Below are 14,662 nucleotides of genomic sequence, written 5' to 3'. Positions count from 1 at the left end.
GGGAATGAACAGGGCGTCAAGGAGAGGCGCCATATTGGGAGGAGTGTCATGATCAAGCGTCTATTGGCAGCGACCAGCATCGCTACCCTGTGCCTGGTAACCAGTGTATCAGCCGCCGAAAAGGTCGAGATGTGGGTTCGTACCGGTGTCGGCAATGCCTTCAAGAAGACAGTGGAAGCCTACAATTCCAGCCACCAAAACCAGGTCGCCATGACCGAAGTTCCGTTCTCGGAACTGGTTCAGAAATACGCGACTGCGATCGCTGGAGGACAGGCGCCAGACGCCCTATCCATGGACCTGATCTACAACCCCGCCTTTGCGGCAGCAGGCCAACTGGAGGACCTGACGGACTGGGCGAAAGCCCTGCCCTATTTCAACTCTCTGTCGCCGTCCCACGTCAAGCTCGGCACCTATCAGCACCGCATTTACGGCTTGCCGCTGTCCGTCGAGACATCGGTTTTCGCCTGGAACAAGGATCTATACAAAAGGGCAGGCCTGGATCCGGAAAAAGCGCCTGTAAGCTGGGATGAAATCACCGCCAACGCCGAGAAGATTCGCGCTCTCGGTGACGACACCTATGGCTTTTACTTCTCCGGCGGCGGTTGCGGCGGCTGCATGATCTTCACCTTTACCCCACTGGTCTGGGGATCCGGCACCGATATCCTGTCTGCCGACAGCACGACCGCGACGCTCGACACGCCGGAAATGCGCAAGGCCGTCGATATCTATCGCAACATGGTCAAGAAAGATCTCGTGCCGGCAGGTGCCGCAAGCGACAATGGCGCAAACTTTCTCTCCTTCACAAACGGCAAGATCGGCCAGCAAAGCCTTGGCGCCTTTGCGATCGGATCGCTGGTGACGGAACATCCGGATATCCATTTCGGCGTGACGCTGATCCCCGGCGCCACGGGCGGCACCTCATCCTTTGCCGGCGGCGACAATTTCGTCATCACCAAGGGCACGCCAAAGATCGCCGCCGTCAAGGAATTCCTCGAATTTATCTATTCCGAGGACGGCCAGAAGATCATGGCGAAATACGGCAGCCTGCCGACACGCGGCGACATCGCCGACAAGGTCCTGGCGGGCCTCGATCCCCGATTGCAGGTCGGCATCCAGGCCATCTCGGTGGCAAAAACGCCCTATACGTTGCAGTTCAACGACCTGATCAACAGCGCCAATGGCCCATGGGCGACCTTCACCAACGCCGCCATCTACGGTGACGACGTCGATGGCGCGTTTTCCAACGCCCAGAGCGAAATGCAGTCGATCATAGACAGCGGCCAGTAATCTCCCCGGCTGCTGCGGCCGGGAGGCAAAGCCGCCTCCCGGCTAATTTCCCCAAATCCAAGCGGAGCATGCTCAATGACCGGCACCGGTTCGAAGGCCCCGTCGCCTCGACGCAAGAGAAGGCGCAGATCGGGTTGGCGCGGCCTCGTCTATATCGCACCGGCAATGGCGCTCGTCATTCTGTTCTTCGTCATGCCGGTGATCTTCACCGGATGGATGAGCCTGCACAACTGGCCGCTGATGGGTGGCACGCGTTGGATCGGATTCAAGAATTACGTCCGCATGTTCCACGACGCGCGCTTTATGTCGGCGCTGCAATTCACCGCCTATTATACCGTCATCGTGACGGTTGCGATCTTCGCCGTCGCCTTCCCCCTGGCGATCTTCGTGGAAAAACAACGGCGCTTCGTTAGCGCCTACCGCACCGTCATCTTCCTGCCGGTCGTCATCGGCCTGGCCACCGCCTCCCTGCTCTGGGTATGGTTGGCCAATGTCGACAGTGGCTTCATCGGCCCGGCTCTGAAGGCGCTTGGGTGGTTGGACAAAAGCCCCAATCTGCTTGCGACCTTCGACAGCGCCTTTCTTACCATCATCATCATGGTCATCTGGAAGATCGCTGGTTTCACCATGATCATTCTCCTGACCGGCCTGCAGGCCATACCCGCGGACCTAACGGAGGCTGCCCGCATCGACGGCGCCGGACGCTGGCAGTGTTTCCGGCACGTGACGCTTCCCCTGATGCGCAAAACGATCGCGCTGGCGCTGATCATTTCCGTCACCGGTTCGATCCTCGCCTTCGACCAGTTCTACATCATGACATCGGGCGGACCGCAGAACCGGATGATCTCGGTGGTCTACTATATCTTCAACCAGTCCTTCGTATCCTTCAATCTCGGCTATGGCGCAGCGCTTTCGATCGCTCTCCTCGCCATCCTGGTCGTGATCAGCATCGTTCAGTTGTGGTTGCTGCGCATCGGGGAGGAGCGGCCATGACCCCTTCAATACCGAACCTTTCGAAACAACGCCGCGCCCGCAAGACCTTCCGGGTCAACAGCGCCTATCATGCGACAGGCATCGCCATCTGCCTGTTCTTCCTGGCGCCTTTCGTCATCACTTTCCTGGCGTCGTTCCGCCACGGAACGGAAGCTCGCCTGCCACCGCTGCCGCCTTGGCCGACGAACGGGATCAGCCTTGATTCCTACCAGTCGCTCGACACCTTCGGCGCCGGCATCTGGCAGCACACGATCAACTCGTTGATGGTCTCGGTCGCGACAGTGGTGCTGACCGTCGCCGTCAGCCTGCTGGCTGGCTACGGCTTCTCGCGCTACCGTTTTCCACTGAAGAACGTTCTGTTCGTTTTGATCATCGCGACGCTGATGATCCCGTTCCAGTCGATCCTGACGCCCTTGTTCATCATCCTTGCCAAGCTCGGGCTGAACAATTCGCTGCTCGGTCTAACGCTGGTCTACGTGACACTGCAACTGCCCTTCTCGGTGTTCATGATGCGTAACGCCTTCGACGCAGTGCCAAGGGAGATCGAAGAGGCTGCGCGTATCGACGGCGCACGGGATTTGCGGCTGCTCGTGCGGGTGCTTCTGCCACTGGTCCTGCCGGGCGCCGCCACCGTCGCCATCTTCGCCTTCCTCAATGCCTGGAACGAATTCCTCGCTGCGCTGATCCTGTTGTCCAGCAACGAGAAATACACGCTGCCCGTCCTGATGATGGCGGTGCGCGCCGGGCGTCTCGGAGCGGTCAACTGGGGCGCAGTGCAAGCTGGCGTCGCCGTCATGACGATCCCCTGCTTGGTCGTCTTCCTGCTTTTGCAACGCTACTACATGCGCGGGCTGATGGCCGGCGCGGTGAAATGATCTCAAAAAACGGATGAAGCCATGAACACGATGAAAAGAGACCGCCAGTTCCGCCCCCTGCCCGTGCCCAGCGTCGATATTCACGGCCTATTCGGCGATCGCCAGGATGCGATCTGCGATACCACCGCCGAAATACTGCTCGACCGCTGCGTCGAGGCCGGCATGGTGCGTGCCATCGACACCAAAAAGCCCAGTCCCGGCATCGTCATCCCGATCCAGGCCTGGGGCGGCACGACGCAGATGTTCTGGGATTCGGACCTCGGCAAGTCGATCGAGACGGTTGCCTACTCGCTCTATCGCCGAAAGAACCCGAAGCTCGAAGCCCGCGTCGACGAGATCATCGACATGTATGAAAAGATGCAAGACGAGGACGGCTATCTGAACGCCTGGTTCCAGCGCGTCCAGCCCGACCGCCGGTGGACCAACCTGCGCGACCATCACGAACTCTATTGCGCAGGGCACCTGATCGAGGGGGCGGTCGCCTATTTCCAGGCGACAGGCAAACACAAGCTGCTCGATATCATGTGCCGCTATTGCGACTACCTGATCAAGACCTTCGGTCGCGGCGAGGGCCAACTGCGCGGTTATTGCGGCCATGAGGAAATCGAGCTGGCACTGGTGAGGCTGGCCCGAGTGACGGGCCAGAAAAAGTATCTCGATCTTTCCAAATTCTTTGTCGACGAACGCGGCGCAGAGCCGCACTATTTCACCGAGGAAACGATCCGCGACGGCCGCGACCCCGCTAACTTCATCCAGAAGACCTATGAGTACAGCCAGTCGCATCAACCGGTCCGTGACCAGAAAAAGGTCGTCGGTCACGCGGTACGAGCCATGTATCTCTATGCGGGCATGGCCGACATCGCCACCGAGTACAACGACGACAGTCTGACCGCGGCACTCGAAATCCTTTGGGACGATCTGACGACCAAGCAGATGTACGTGACTGGCGGCATCGGCCCAGCCGCAGCCAACGAAGGCTTCACCGACTACTACGACCTGCCGAACGAAAGCGCCTATGCCGAGACCTGCGCTTCCGTCGGCCTGGTGTTCTGGGCCAATCGCATGCTCGGGCGCGGCCCCAACCGGCGCTATGCCGACATCATGGAGCAGGCGCTCTATAACGGCGCCATGTCCGGTCTGTCACTCGACGGCAAGACCTTCTTCTACGAAAATCCGCTGGAAAGCGCCGGCCATCATCATCGCTGGGTGTGGCACCATTGCCCCTGCTGCCCGCCGAACATCGCCCGCCTTCTCGCCTCCATCGGCTCCTACATGTATGCCGTGGCGGAAGACGAAATCGCGGTGCATCTGTATGGGGAGAGTACGGCACGTTTCGAAATCGGCGACGCGAAGATCGAGCTGGAACAGAAGACCCGCTATCCGTGGGACGGCGCGATTCATTTCGATGTGAAGACGGACACGGCAGCCCGCTTTGCCATTTCGCTGCGTATCCCCGAATGGGCAGCTCGTTCCACACTGAGGGTCAATGGGCAGTCCCTCGATCTGGCATCGGTAACAATCAACGGCTATGCCCGCGTCGAGCGGGACTGGAAGAGCGGCGATCATATCGATCTCGACATTCCGTTGGCGCCGCGCGCACTGTTCGCCAACCCACTGGTCCGGCAGGACGCCGGGCGCGCTGCGCTGATGCGCGGGCCGATGGTCTATTGCGTCGAGACTACGGACAATGGCGAGGGCCTCAACGGCATTCAGCTGTCGGGTGATCTGTCCGATGTCACGACGATAGAAATCCCCGAACTGCGCGGCGCCGTTGCGATCGATCTGTCGGTCACGCGCGACCAGGCCGACTGGGGTGATGCGCTTTACCGGACATCTCCGCCGAAGACCGAAAAGACGACAGCGCGCTTCGTACCCTATCCTTTCTGGGACAACCGGGCGCCGGGGGAAATGCTGGTCTGGGTCAGAGCGGGCGAACTGAACGGTGAATAAGATGACCGATACCAGCGTGGTGCTGACCGACATTCGCAAAAGCTTCGGCAATCTCGAAGTGATCCACGGCATCGACCTGACGATCACGGAGGGCTCCTTCGTGGTCTTCGTCGGCCCGTCCGGCTGCGGAAAATCGACATTGCTGCGGATGATCGCGGGTCTGGAGGAGGTTACCGACGGTGAGATTCAGATCAAGGGACGCGATGTCACCGACCTCGATCCCTCCGACCGTGGCATCGCGATGGTCTTCCAGTCCTACGCGCTCTATCCACACATGAGCGTGCGCGACAATCTGGCCTTCGGGCTGAAGATGGCGCACACGGATTCGGCTGAGATCGAACGCCGCGTCTCCGCGGCCTCGGCGATCCTGAAGATCGACCCACTGCTGTACCGCCGCCCGGGACAGCTTTCCGGCGGCCAGCGCCAGCGCGTAGCGATCGGCCGGGCGATCGTGCGCAAACCGGACGTGTTCCTGTTCGACGAGCCGCTCTCCAATCTGGATGCGGAGCTTCGGGTGTCGATGCGCATCGAGATCGCCAGGCTCCACCGCGAACTCGGCAATACGATGATTTATGTCACCCACGATCAGACCGAGGCGATGACGCTTGCCGACATGATCGTCGTCCTTCGCGACGGCAAGGTTGAGCAGACTGGCAGTCCGCGGGAAATCTACGAGGACCCTGCCAACACATTCGTCGCCGGCTTCATCGGCTCGCCGCGGATGAACCTGTTGAACGCGGAATGGGTCGGCGACGGGTCGATCCGGATCGGCAAAAGCCGGATCGCGACGCGAATAGACGACAAGCTAATGGCGCCGGGTGACAAACTGACCCTCGGCGTCCGTCCCGAGCACATGAATGTTGTCGTAGAAGACGAAGGGACGCTGCGCGCCAAGGTGGATTTCTATGAGTACCTGGGAGGCACGCAATTTTTCTATTGTCAGCTTGAGGACGGCCAAGCTGTGACGGCCGAATATCGTTCTCCCAGGCCGGTCCAAGCAGGCGACACCCTTCATTTCCGGTGGCAGGCAGGCGACCTCCGTTTCTTCGACGCTGCCGGACTGYGGCTGAGGCCGCTTGATCTATGTACCGCCCAGAAGGGTTAGAACATCTGGCCAACAGGCACCGTAAGCTTAATTCAGTGAAGGCAAATTTTCATTTTGTCGGCTTCACGAGCGAAATGACGCGAGGCTTGGATGGAGCATCCAGCCACTCAATCCACTTGTCTCTTTCCTCGACTGTGTCGAAGAACCGCCAGCGTTTGTACTCGTCGTCGGTGGCCTCCAGCATCTCGCCGATTGACGCTAGTTCCATAGGCAGCGGCACCTCGTTGCCGTCAAAGCGGATAAAGTAGACCCCCTCCGCAGCGAGGCGAATAACTTGGCCCGTGCCATAGCTTCCATCGGGGTCATCGACCGTGAAGTACATGCCAGTTAAAGTGTCAAATACTGTTTTGCTCATAGATTCCGTATGCCAACCATAAAAATGCTCTGCCTGTGAAACTCGCCCAGGTGCTCGCCAAAAGCAATAGACCAGCATGGCCGGACGTTCATGATGGTGAGCAATGACGCTGGAATCCACTCCTGGAGTGGAACCACTAGGAGGGTCGCTCGTTTTCCTAGAAGGAGGAAATTGTCATGGCACAACATTCTTTAAAGACACGACAGGTACGAATTCCAGGTCCGAATGATCGTTGCGTTGCAGAGCAGTGCAAGAAATTCGGGATCGGCCCTGTAGAGGAAAAGAAGTTGCTCAAGCTTTTGGGCAAGCACGCTCCGCTACATGAGATAAAACACAATGCGCCGGCAAGGCCACCTCGCTTTAGGTAGGGTGGAAAGACCGARGTGCTTGGTTGGCGGTTGTCCTGGACTTTTCGAAAGAACAAAGGGGCGGAAAGGCTGCCACCGGTTGGGGGATGCTGCATAAGAGCATCACTCCAGCCGCCGCCGGAACAGCCAGCCGGCAGCGCTCAGCGTGACCATGGCGATCAGGCAAAGGGGGATAGTCTGGTTTACGACCTCGGTGGGGCTGATGTCCTTCAGAAAAACGCCTTTCACGATGATCAGGAAATAGCGTAGCGGATTGGCCAGTGTCGCCGGCTGTAGCCATTCCGGCATGTTTTCGATCGGTGTCGCAAAACCAGAAAGCAGCATCGCCGGCACCATAAACAGGAAGGCCCCAAGGATGGCCTGCTGCTGCGTCATTGACAGGGCCGAGATGAACAGCCCGATGCCGACGACTGAGGCGAGAAAGAAGATCGAGCTGCCATAGAGCAGGAACAGCGATCCCCGTAGCGGCAGGCCGAAGATGAAGATTGCCGCCAGGATATAGGCGGTGATGTGGAAGAGGCCGATCATCATCGGCGGCACGAGTTTGCCGATCAGGATTTCATGGACGCGGAGCGGCGAGACCATCAACTGGTCGAAGGTGCCGAGTTCGCGCTCGCGCGCAATCGACAGAGCCGTGACGATCAACCCGATCAGAAGCGCAATGCTGGCAATCAGGTTCGGCACCATGAACCATTGATAAATGAGATTCGGATTGAACCAGTTGCGCGGGATTGTCGATACCGTGCGCGCGGCGGTGCGTTTGCCTGCCGGCGTTTCGGCGGCAAGGCCGCCGGCGATCTGGGTCAGGTAACCGGAAACGATCTGCGCGGCATTCGAGCGGCGGCCGTCGAGGATGAGTTGCAGATCAACCGCCGTTCCTGCCTCGATATGGCGCGAAAAATCCGGACTGATCTGGACCGCGGCAATGATGGCCTGACTGTCGATCGCCTGACGAACCTGTTCCGGATTGGCGGCGATTTCGATCCGGCGGAAGGTCGGCGATCCCTCGATCCGCTCGACCAATTCCTGTCCCCAATGGCCGCTATCGCGATTGAGGATCATAACATCAACATTGCGAACCTCCAGTGTCGCCGCATAGGAGAAGATGAGCAGCTGCAGGATCGGCGGACCTATCAGGATGGCGCGTCCTTTCGGATCGCGCAACACTGCCAGCAGTTCCTTGACGATTAGAGCCCGAAGCCGCGTCCACCACATCAGCCGATCCTCTTGCGCGTGCTGCGGGCGGCAAGCACGAAGAAAACAGCGCCGATCAAGAGCATGACGGCCATCGAATGCAGAAACATCGGCCAGATGTCCCCAGCAAGGAAGACAGTCTGCAGACTGGGGATCAGGTAGCGGGCGGGCACCAGGTAGGTAATCCACTGGATAACGGTCGGCATCGAATTGATCTCGAACAGGAAGCCGGAAAGCAGAAAGGCCGGAAGAAAGGCGGAGATCAGCGCCAGCTGCGAAGCAAGAAACTGGTTCTTCGTTGCAGCCGAGATGAGCAGCCCCTGCCCGAGCGCCGGGATGAGGAAGGTGGCCGAGAGCGCATAGAGCGCCAGGATCGAGCCGCGAAACGGCACGCCGAACAGGAAGACGGCGAACAGCACGCACAGCGTCATCGCCGCCAAACCAAGCACAAAATAGGGAAAGATCTTGCCGATAAGCAGTTCGATGGCTGTCACCGGCGTGGCCATCATCGCTTCCATTGTGCCGCGCTCCCATTCGCGGGCAACGACCAGCGATGTCAGCAGCGTGCCGACCAGCGTCATGACGATGGCAATTGAGCCGGGCACGAGGAAGTAGCGGCTGGTGAGTTCCGGATTGAACCAGAAACGCTGCTCGACGGTGATCACGGATGGTTCTTCAGCCAGCAGCGTTTGCCGCTGACGCTCCCAGTTCGCCACCGTGCCCCGCGCGTAGTTCTGCACGAAATTCGCCGTGTTGGGCTCCGAGCCATCGACGATGACCTGAATCTGCGGCCGTCTTGCGGCAGCATAGTCCATGGTGAAACTGGCCGGGATGATCAAAATGCCGCGAATGCGGCCGTTGACGAGGTCCTCTTCAAAAACCCGGCGATCCTGGCTCGTGGTGACCGAAAAATAGCGCGACGCCTGGAAACTTGCAGCCAGCGCCTGCGTCAGCGGCGTCGTCTCTTCCACGACCAGCCCGACGCGCGTGCGCGTGACATCGAGCGAGACACCGTAGCCGAACAGGAATAACAGGATGAGCGGCAGCACGAAGGCGATCAGCGTCGTACTCGGGTCGCGCAGGGCCTGATAGCTCTCCTTGCGTACAAGCGCCACGAAGCGGCGGATCCGGCCGGATGTCGGGGAGGCGCTCATGCCGCTTCCTTCGTGCCGGCTTCCGATCGCTCGACCAACGCGATGAAGGCATCTTCCATGGTCGGATCCGGCTGATCCTTGGTGACGACACTTGCTTTCAGCTCATCCGGTGAGCCGAGCGCGATCGAGCGTCCGCGATAGATCAGCGAGATCCGGTCGCAATATTCGGCCTCCTCCATGAAATGAGTGGTCACGAGAACCGTCACACCTTTCTCGACCAGTGCATTGATATGCGTCCAGAATTCGCGCCGCGTGATCGGATCGACGCCGGAGGTGGGCTCATCGAGAAACAATGCCTGCGGCTCGTGCATGACGGCGCAGGCAAGTGCCAGGCGCTGTTTCAGCCCGAGCGGCAGGTCCTTCGACGATTGGCCTGCATGGCGGCCGAAATTGAAGATCTCACTCATAAGCGCAATGCGTTCGCGTTTGCGCTGGCCGGAAAGACCATAGACACCGGCAAAGAAATCGAGATTCTGGCCGATGCTAAGATCACCGTAGAGCGAGAATTTCTGCGCCATATAACCGAGCTGGTTGCGAGCGGAGGCCGTATCGCGGCGCAGATCGAAACCGGCAACGCGGCCTTCGCCAGACGTCGGTTTCAGCAGGCCACAGAGCATTTTGAATGTCGTGGATTTGCCCGCGCCGTTGGGGCCGAGCAGTCCGAAGATTTYGCCACGGCGGATGTCGAAAGTGATGTCGTCGGCAGCAGTGAAGTCGCCGAATCTCTTGGTCAGCCCCTTGGCCTCGATCACCGGTCGGTCATCTTTGGCGGCGAGGGTTTGCTGGGCCTCGGCCAGTTTCGAACGGCCGCCTGGGCCGCCGCCAAGCATATCGACGAAGGCATCCTCGAAACGTGGTGGTGCAGGCGAAGCCGCTGCTCCATATCCAGCCGACAAGACGTGTGGCATTGCGTCATTCCCGGTCACAACCCGGATGGCCTCGCCCTGGATGACGCCATCGATGATGTCCTGCTCATCCAGAAGCTTGGCAAGGACCTGTCGCTTGCGGCCGGCAATTTCCGAGACCTTGAAAACCCGGCCTTCGACGCGCGCGGTCATCTCCGCGGGCTTGCCGGAAAAGAGAAGTTTGCCCTGGTTGAGCAGAAGCACCGCGTCGCAGGCTTCCGCTTCGTCCAGATAGGCGGTCGACCAGACGACGCCGATGCCTTCCCTAGTCAGGTTCTCGACCATCTTCCAAAGTTCGCGGCGAGAAATCGGATCAACGCCGACGCCGGGCTCGTCGAGCAGCAGCAGGCGCGGCTTTTTGAGGAGTGCACAGGCAAGGCCGAGTTTCTGCTTCATTCCGCCGGACAGTTTCCCGGCCAATCGATCCGTGAAACGCTTGAGGTCGGTGAAAGTCAAAAGTTCGTCGAAAGTTGCCGCGCGCTCATTCTTTGGCAAGCCACGCAGATCGGCGTACAGATTGAGGTTTTCCTGGACCGACAAGTCCTCGTAGAGGCCGAACCGTTGCGGCATGTAGCCGATTGAAGCCTGGACCGCCGCGGGGTTTTTTGTTGTATCGAAACCGATCACCTCGACGGTGCCGCTATCCGGCAGCATCAGGCCGGTCATGAGCCGGATCAGGGTCGTCTTGCCGGCCCCATCCGAACCGACGATCCCGGTGATCTCGCCCCCAAGAATAGTCCCGGAAACAGCATCGAGCGCGGGTCCGCCGCCGCCGAAGCGTTTGGTCACGCACGACAGGCGAACCAGTTCGGCCTTGTCGGAGGTATGGGTCAATGTCGCGTTACCCCGGTTTCGGGAAAGCGCACGGTGACCGGCATGCCCTGGCGCAGGTCGGCGCCCGGCTTGTCGATGACGATGCGCAGCCGGTAGACGAGGTCGGTGCGAAGCTCCGGCGTTTCCACGGTCTTGGGGGTAAATTCCGCGACCGGTGAGATGAAGCCGATCGTACCGTCATAGGCGTTCGGTCTTGTATCGGAACTGACCTTGACCTTCATGCCGGGATGGATACGGCCGAGATCGGGCTCGGAGACATAAGCGCGCACCCAGACCGGCTCGGTCAGGGACAGGACAAAGACAATATCGGCCGGCGCGACAATGGCCCCAGTCTCGCGCACCCGCGACAGGATGATGCCCTCGTTGGGCGCGCGAAGCTCAGTGTCTTCCAGCGAGGTTCGGGCGGATTCAAGCGTCGCTTGTGCGGCCCGCAACTGGGCTTCGGCAGCGGCGATATCTTCGACGCGGCTACCTTCCTCGATCAGTTTCAGCGCTTCGCGGGCGGCTTCAGCGCGGGCAGCGGCCATTGCCTTGACGGCGACAGTCTGATCGTAGGCGGCCTGCGAAATCGTGCCGCCTGGCCGAAGCTGTTGGGCACGTTCGAGCTCAAGCCCTGCATTCTGGAGATCCGCCAGGCTCGCATTGTAGGACGCGCGCGTCTGGGCAATCTCCGTCGGGCGGGGACCGGCTTTCAGTTTATCGAGCGTGGCACGCAGGGCTGCGACATTGGCATCGGCCGAGCGGACGGCATATTCATATGGGCGGGCATCGAGCCTGGCGAGGACGGCGCCGCTCTTGATGATATCGCCTTCATCGGCGGACACATCGGACAGGCGGCCGTTGACGCGAAAGCCGAGGGAGACCTGGCGGATGTCGACATTGCCGTATAGCACGAAGGCCTTCTTCGCCGCTGTCTGCCAGCCGAGTCTGTCCGGCAGCCCAAACTTCCAGGCGGCTCCGCCCGCTGCAACAAGCAGCAGGATGAGAACAACGATCTTTTTCATGCCGAGGCTCCTTTGGCGGGCGCCAGGACGCTCACGAGTTCGGCGGCAAGCTTGCGCAAGGTCGCAACCTCGTCCGCGCCGACGTTTTTCCACTCCATCTGGGCAAGGACAGCAGCATGAGCCACGCGAAAGACGAGGATGCTGCCAACAAAGGACAACGTTCGCAACCGCACGTGTTCGGATGCTGGGTCCTCATCGAGGATTGTGGCGACCAGTCGGCGGGCCATCTCGATCATCGGTCGCATGATGCCGTCGTAGACCCGGCCGAAGGCTTCTGTCGGTTCCATCTGTTCGCGGATAATGAAGCGTGCCCAAGATTCGGATTTCTTGCTGACGAAGAGTGTGGTCATCGTCTGGGCAACATCAGTTAGGAAGGCCCGGGCTTCGGCCGGGTCCATGGCTTTGCCGGATCTCTCAAGCTCGGCGATGCGGGCTTCGGTCTTTCGGCGGATGTCCCCGACATGTTCGCCGATCATTTCGGTCAGATATTCGGCTGTGGCAATATAGAGGCCTTCCTTGCCGGAAAAGTAGTAGGGAATAGCCTGCAGGTTCACGCCCGCCGCATCGGCAAGCTGCCGGGTCGAAGCGCCATCGAAGCCAAGCCGGCCAAACACGTCAAGCGCTGCTGTGAGCAACTTCTCCTTTCGGGAAGTGTCAGGGCCCGCGTTGGATACCAATGGGGTGTTTTTGATTTCTACCATGACGGAAGTATAAGCCAGTTGAAAAATAAATCAATCGAATGATTTTTATAGCGAGGCTGCTTTCTGTCTGGACCTAGGGATGCTGAGTCTGAAGCAACGGAGACAGCCAAGGATCTTGGCACCATTTAGCGCGCCGGCGATTGGCAATAGACGATGGCGATGCTCACGCCGCCATCGGCAAGCTGCTGGCAGACACCAAGTTCTTGAAGGACCAGCAGGCTATCGTGCAGATCGGGATAGGCATTGGTTTCTGGTTGCGAGTCGCGACTGGGACCGCCTAGGACAAGGCGGAACATAGAGCTTGCGCCTGCTGTCGTTCATTACGGTAGGCGAAGCAAACGATTGCCCCCGCATCGGTTTGCTTTTTCGTCTGTCTCAAGCGATTTCCGGCCTTTGCATGGCATGACGCCTCCTCCTGAGGAGGCAATTGACACCGGCAATGGCAGACGATGAGAGCATCTCTTGCCAGCTTGACGGCATTATGCCGGCGGATTTGCGTCTGGCGAGTAGAAAACCGCTATCAGTATCGTCAGCGAAGCGGGCAGGAGCATCCCTACGATGCCCACTGTTACTTGAGCAAAAGCGCCCGCAGCGCAGCCTGCCACAAAGCCGCCTATGAGGATGATCGACGTAAGAGACTGTCCCCACTCTTCGGGCTTTTCTGCATAACCAATAAGGCGGCGTGCAGCCACCACCGCGACACCGGCAATATTACCCGTCATCAACGAGAACGGTGGGCCGAGTTTGCTGTCGAGACGGTCTATCGCCGTCAATATTCCCATCGCGAAGGCCGCAAGCAGAGCACATGCTGAATCTGAACCCACGCCAATCGCCGCCAGAAGAGCGGAGGCCGCAAATGCAGAAGAAGAGATGACCAACGCCCAGAACGTGGCCCGTTCTACGGGTTTGATCCAAGCCACCAGAACGGCCGCAAGGCCTGCGCCCAACATAAAGAGCGGGAAAGTCATGATCTGGAGGCCATGCAAGCCCCCTTTTTCGTGACCGGCCATTCCCAGACCCAGGAGTACGACATTCCCGGTGACAAGTCCGACGAACAGTCCGCCCAGCTGGATAAAAAACAGCGCGTCTGCGAACCCGGAGACGAACGCAAGCACCAGCGAGTTACCTTTTTTGCGAACTGCATTCAGCATAATCTTCCCGCACCTTTTTTCTCAGCAGTAAACTCTACGTTCGTTCGCGCCCGCGTCCTCTCCCCGGCACCGATATCAATGAGGATGATTTCATCCTTCGTGACGATCAGATTCCGCTCGGACAGGCGCCGCCCTTCGAAATATCCTTACCACCGTACTCCTCACCCATGGATGATTTTGGACTATGCGTTTGAGGCTGTCTGTCGGAGGACGAGGTTGAAATCACCCCATATCTAACGCATGCCGAGAACGGCATCTTGGAGCATAGTGCGGCAATTTGGACGAAATGACTGGACAGTCGCGAAGACCGCACCGGCACCAACAGAGTGAGGGGACGCGCCGCAGGACGAATTCGGCGAGATCGAACACTTATGGCGCAGACCACTCCGAATTTTCAACGCCTCATCCGAAAACAGCTCCCCGAGCTGCACGCAGTTGATTTATACAAGAGTTGTCAGCCTTCTGACTATGCTAGCGGCGAAAGCAGGGTCCAGGTCTGGCCGGGAAACGCTCAGCGCCGAAAGTATTTCGTACCGCCATTTTTGTTACGGCAAATCGGGAGTCTATGTGCCACTAAACCCAGCGAAATCGCCAATGCTTTTTTAAGACACGTGACAATCATCGAACGAGGACGATATGAACGATTTAATGGAACGTGGCACTTTGATGGGCTTGCTTGCTCCTGTCCTGGAGCCCTTGGCATCGCTATTGGAATTCTCCGGTGTCTTGGTGATTGTTATCGGCGTTGTACTGGCCAGCATCAACTATATACGGGATGCAATTTCC

The 14,662-nt window shown here is 59.2% G+C and carries 14 protein-coding genes; 6 read left to right on the top strand and 8 right to left on the bottom strand.

The window, feature by feature from the left end:
* Window positions 1-48 precede the first annotated feature (48 nt).
* From AC1D17_RS24895 to AC1D17_RS24875, 5 genes are all read left to right on the top strand, one after another.
* On the top strand, window positions 49-1,287 hold the full coding sequence (locus AC1D17_RS24895; RefSeq protein WP_477567967.1) for an ABC transporter substrate-binding protein: 1,239 nt from the start codon (window positions 49-51) through the stop codon (window positions 1,285-1,287).
* 75 nt (window positions 1,288-1,362) lie between these two features.
* A complete protein-coding gene (locus tag AC1D17_RS24890) occupies window positions 1,363-2,280 on the top strand; it encodes a carbohydrate ABC transporter permease (RefSeq protein WP_477567966.1) in 918 nt (305 codons plus the stop codon).
* Entirely contained in the window at window positions 2,277-3,155 is an 879-nt protein-coding gene (locus tag AC1D17_RS24885; protein ID WP_477567965.1) for a carbohydrate ABC transporter permease, read from the top strand. Before AC1D17_RS24890 ends, AC1D17_RS24885 begins: the two co-directional genes overlap by 4 nt.
* Window positions 3,156-3,176: 21 nt before the next feature.
* Window positions 3,177-5,105, top strand: a complete 1,929-nt coding sequence (locus AC1D17_RS24880) for a glycoside hydrolase family 127 protein (protein ID WP_477567964.1) — start codon at window positions 3,177-3,179, stop codon at window positions 5,103-5,105.
* Between the two features lies 1 nt (window position 5,106).
* The gene (locus AC1D17_RS24875; protein ID WP_477567963.1) at window positions 5,107-6,210 is read left to right on the top strand and encodes an ABC transporter ATP-binding protein; all 1,104 of its coding nucleotides are present in this window, start codon (window positions 5,107-5,109) and stop codon (window positions 6,208-6,210) included.
* A gap of 49 nt (window positions 6,211-6,259) precedes the next feature.
* On the opposite strand, the gene AC1D17_RS24870 is transcribed toward AC1D17_RS24875, so the two are convergent.
* A complete protein-coding gene (locus tag AC1D17_RS24870) occupies window positions 6,260-6,565 on the bottom strand; it encodes a hypothetical protein (RefSeq protein WP_477567962.1) in 306 nt (101 codons plus the stop codon).
* Window positions 6,566-6,741: 176 nt separating this feature from the next.
* Between AC1D17_RS24870 and AC1D17_RS24865 the strand changes: the two genes are divergently transcribed.
* The gene (locus tag AC1D17_RS24865) at window positions 6,742-6,933 is read left to right on the top strand and encodes a hypothetical protein (RefSeq protein ID WP_477567961.1); all 192 of its coding nucleotides are present in this window, start codon (window positions 6,742-6,744) and stop codon (window positions 6,931-6,933) included.
* A gap of 102 nt (window positions 6,934-7,035) precedes the next feature.
* Here the strand turns inward: AC1D17_RS24865 and AC1D17_RS24860 are convergent, their stop codons facing one another.
* The 7 genes from AC1D17_RS24860 to AC1D17_RS24830 all read right to left on the bottom strand — a co-directional run bounded on the left by AC1D17_RS24860 (window position 7,036) and on the right by AC1D17_RS24830 (window position 13,876).
* Entirely contained in the window at window positions 7,036-8,148 is a 1,113-nt protein-coding gene (locus AC1D17_RS24860) for an ABC transporter permease (protein WP_477567960.1), read from the bottom strand.
* A complete protein-coding gene (locus AC1D17_RS24855; protein WP_477567959.1) occupies window positions 8,148-9,281 on the bottom strand; it encodes an ABC transporter permease in 1,134 nt (377 codons plus the stop codon). The genes AC1D17_RS24860 and AC1D17_RS24855 overlap by 1 nt, the downstream gene beginning before the upstream one ends.
* Window positions 9,278-11,020, bottom strand: a complete 1,743-nt coding sequence (locus AC1D17_RS24850; RefSeq protein WP_477567958.1) for an ATP-binding cassette domain-containing protein — start codon at window positions 11,018-11,020, stop codon at window positions 9,278-9,280. Before AC1D17_RS24850 ends, AC1D17_RS24855 begins: the two co-directional genes overlap by 4 nt.
* A complete protein-coding gene (hlyD, locus tag AC1D17_RS24845) occupies window positions 11,017-12,024 on the bottom strand; it encodes a secretion protein HlyD (protein WP_477567957.1) in 1,008 nt (335 codons plus the stop codon). The genes AC1D17_RS24850 and hlyD overlap by 4 nt, the downstream gene beginning before the upstream one ends.
* Window positions 12,021-12,725: a CerR family C-terminal domain-containing protein gene (locus AC1D17_RS24840; RefSeq protein WP_477567956.1), complete on the bottom strand. Its 705-nt coding sequence runs from the start codon at window positions 12,723-12,725 to the stop codon at window positions 12,021-12,023. Before AC1D17_RS24840 ends, hlyD begins: the two co-directional genes overlap by 4 nt.
* 125 nt (window positions 12,726-12,850) lie before the next feature.
* Window positions 12,851-13,021 carry a hypothetical protein gene (locus tag AC1D17_RS24835; RefSeq protein ID WP_477567955.1) on the bottom strand — a complete coding sequence of 57 codons (171 nt, stop codon included), beginning with the start codon at window positions 13,019-13,021 and terminating at the stop codon, window positions 12,851-12,853.
* A gap of 183 nt (window positions 13,022-13,204) precedes the next feature.
* Window positions 13,205-13,876 (bottom strand): YoaK family protein, encoded by a 672-nt coding sequence (locus AC1D17_RS24830; protein ID WP_477567954.1) that lies wholly within the window; start codon window positions 13,874-13,876, stop codon window positions 13,205-13,207.
* Between the last annotated feature and the right edge of the window lie 786 nt (window positions 13,877-14,662).

The organism is Pararhizobium sp. P1_E7 (assembly GCF_056405855.1).
The sequence above is the reverse complement of the archived record's forward strand: the minus strand, read 5'-3'. Positions and strand labels throughout refer to the sequence as shown.

Coding starts and splice junctions, on each gene's coding strand:
- AC1D17_RS24895 (WP_477567967.1), top strand. CDS start 49: ATGATCAAGCGTCTATTGGCAGCGACCAGCATCGCTACCCTGTGCCTG.
- AC1D17_RS24890 (WP_477567966.1), top strand. CDS start 1,363: ATGACCGGCACCGGTTCGAAGGCCCCGTCGCCTCGACGCAAGAGAAGG.
- AC1D17_RS24885 (WP_477567965.1), top strand. CDS start 2,277: ATGACCCCTTCAATACCGAACCTTTCGAAACAACGCCGCGCCCGCAAG.
- AC1D17_RS24880 (WP_477567964.1), top strand. CDS start 3,177: ATGAACACGATGAAAAGAGACCGCCAGTTCCGCCCCCTGCCCGTGCCC.
- AC1D17_RS24870 (WP_477567962.1), bottom strand. CDS start 6,565: ATGAGCAAAACAGTATTTGACACTTTAACTGGCATGTACTTCACGGTC.
- AC1D17_RS24865 (WP_477567961.1), top strand. CDS start 6,742: ATGGCACAACATTCTTTAAAGACACGACAGGTACGAATTCCAGGTCCG.
- AC1D17_RS24860 (WP_477567960.1), bottom strand. CDS start 8,148: ATGTGGTGGACGCGGCTTCGGGCTCTAATCGTCAAGGAACTGCTGGCA.
- AC1D17_RS24855 (WP_477567959.1), bottom strand. CDS start 9,281: ATGAGCGCCTCCCCGACATCCGGCCGGATCCGCCGCTTCGTGGCGCTT.
- hlyD (WP_477567957.1), bottom strand. CDS start 12,024: ATGAAAAAGATCGTTGTTCTCATCCTGCTGCTTGTTGCAGCGGGCGGA.
- AC1D17_RS24840 (WP_477567956.1), bottom strand. CDS start 12,725: ATGGTAGAAATCAAAAACACCCCATTGGTATCCAACGCGGGCCCTGAC.
- AC1D17_RS24835 (WP_477567955.1), bottom strand. CDS start 13,021: ATGTTCCGCCTTGTCCTAGGCGGTCCCAGTCGCGACTCGCAACCAGAA.
- AC1D17_RS24830 (WP_477567954.1), bottom strand. CDS start 13,876: ATGCTGAATGCAGTTCGCAAAAAAGGTAACTCGCTGGTGCTTGCGTTC.